The organism is Methylobacterium soli (assembly GCF_008806385.1).
Classification (GTDB): Bacteria; Pseudomonadota; Alphaproteobacteria; order Rhizobiales; family Beijerinckiaceae; genus Methylobacterium; species Methylobacterium soli.
Genome location: NZ_VZZK01000102.1, coordinates 1 through 1,887, shown reverse-complemented (window position 1 = coordinate 1,887; position 1,887 = coordinate 1). Strand labels below are relative to the sequence as shown.

Genomic DNA, 1,887 nt, shown 5'->3' with positions numbered 1-1,887 from the left:
GGCGTAGGAGTTGATGATCCAGGCGAGGCCCGTCATCAGGCCGCCAAACAGCACGACCCGGCTCGGGCCGTACTTGTCGATGAAGTAGCCCTCGATCGGGGTCAGCCAGGTCTGGACCACCACGAAGATCGTGAACGCCACCTGGATGGCGGCCCGGTCCCAGCCGAAGGTCTTCTGGATCTCCGGAACGAACAGCGTCCAGGCGTACTGGATGTTCGCCGCCGCAACCATGCAGGCAACACCCAGCACGATCTGAAGCCAGCGATTGGTGGACGATTTCACCGCGGCTGGAGCGGCAGCGGACATGGCCATGGACTTCCTCCCTCGTTCAGGCACTGACATCCGAGGGCGTGGCTTGACCGATCACCCGATCCGATCGTTCGGCCGCATGATTGGGCCAAATCGAACTGGCAGGTCATCGGCGAGTGGCGTGCACGCCGGTGCAATGCGTTCGGTCTGCCGCCACGGATCTCACCATGGGATCCATCTCAGGAGCAGATGGTATGCATTATTTGGTATGTCAGATTGCCCTGCAAGCAGAATAATTCTGGCCTCAAGCGCACAATGGGCGGATTAATCTGAGACCTTGCGCGTGAGATCGGCCGAACTCTGCCAATGCTGTGTAGAGCCGGCGCATCGCCGCGCGCGCGTCGCCAATGCTGACATTCGCGCGGGCGCGGCGCGTCGAAATCCTTGATGGCCGCGACGCCGCAGCGATTGCGGGTCGGCGCAGGCCGTCACGGCTCGGAGGCACGGTCGATCGGAATTCGGGAAGACGCGACGGTTTCGCGGCCAATCGCGAAGGAATCTCGCACCACCGCTCGGCCCCAGCGCGGTGACCGAGCGCCAAAACCGGCGCGGAAGATGACGGGAATCGGGTTGGTGGAGCTAAGCGGGATCGAACCGCTGACCTCCTGCATGCCATGCAGGCGCTCTCCCAGCTGAGCTATAGCCCCTGACGGGAGCGAGCGTTTAGCCGATCGCACCCGCGCGCACAACGCCTGAAATGCGCCGCACGCAAGCCCGCCCGGCAGCGGGATGGCGGGCCGCGCCGAGCGCCGAAGCCTTCCGGGAACGTGGACGGGGAGACCCGGCATTTTGGCAGCAGCCGCCGAGCCAGCATGCTATATCGGAAGCACATCGTCACCGGCTTCGCGTGTCCGCCGACGGACGACACTGATCTCAGCTGATCGCGATGCTGACCGAAACCCTCCTTGACCCTGCGGGTGCGCCGGCGCTCCCGCCCTCTCCGCGCGGCGCCGCCGATCGTCCGGCCTCGGCGTGCACCCATTCGATCCGCCTGCCGCTCAAGAGCGAGCTGCGCGCCATGCCGTTTCGCGCCCGGGTGGAGGCCCTGATGGCTTGCGCCGGCCATCACCTCGAGCAGATGGACCTGCTGGAGGACCCGGATCGTCCGGAACCCCTGACGCCGTGGGATCGCCGGCAGCTGACCGGCCACCGGAGCAGCCTGCGCCGGGTGCTGGAGCGTGCAGCCGAGTTCGGAATCCGGATCGGCGTGGTCGAGGAGTAAGCCGCGGCCAGGGGCGCGATGCCGGATCTCGGGCGAGTAACCGCGTCACGCAGGGGCCACCCCCGCGTTTTCCGGGGCACCCACTGGACCGTGACGGACCCCATTCGCATCCGCGCAATCATCGCGATTGACAGGCGGGTTGGGGGGCTCTATACGACGCCTCCCGACGCGGTGCCTGAGCAAAGGCGGGCCGCTTCGACAATCTTACCGAGAGAGTCGCGAACAAAATTCAGCTCAGGCTGAGTGTTGTTCTTGTCTCTCGACGTGGAAGCACTCTTCTGGTGAAGGTGCGGTTCTTTGACAAGTTGGCTAGAGAAAGAGAAGCGTGGGCGGCTGATGTCCTTGCGGACCTGGCG

The 1,887-nt window shown here is 65.2% G+C and carries 3 protein-coding genes and 1 tRNA gene; 1 reads left to right on the top strand and 3 read right to left on the bottom strand.

The window, feature by feature from the left end; genetic code table 11:
• Positions 1 to 312 (bottom strand): MFS transporter (locus F6X53_RS31975; protein ID WP_151005951.1); only part of this gene is annotated, 312 nt, incomplete at its 3' end.
• Positions 313 to 880: 568 nt separating this feature from the next.
• Positions 881 to 956, bottom strand: a tRNA-Ala gene (locus F6X53_RS31970).
• A gap of 239 nt (positions 957 to 1,195) precedes the next feature.
• Here F6X53_RS31970 and F6X53_RS31965 point away from each other — a divergent pair.
• The gene (locus tag F6X53_RS31965) at positions 1,196 to 1,531 is read left to right on the top strand and encodes a hypothetical protein (protein ID WP_238298833.1); all 336 of its coding nucleotides are present in this window, start codon (positions 1,196 to 1,198) and stop codon (positions 1,529 to 1,531) included.
• A 149-nt stretch (positions 1,532 to 1,680) separates the two neighbouring features.
• Here the strand turns inward: F6X53_RS31965 and F6X53_RS32985 are convergent.
• Positions 1,681 to 1,887: hypothetical protein (locus F6X53_RS32985; RefSeq protein WP_210386433.1), on the bottom strand; the 207-nt coding region annotated here is incomplete at its 5' end.

Excerpts from the sequence above, each read along its gene's own strand:
- F6X53_RS31965 (WP_238298833.1), top strand. The coding sequence starts at position 1,196 with ATGCTGACCGAAACCCTCCTTGACCCTGCGGGTGCGCCGGCGCTCCCG.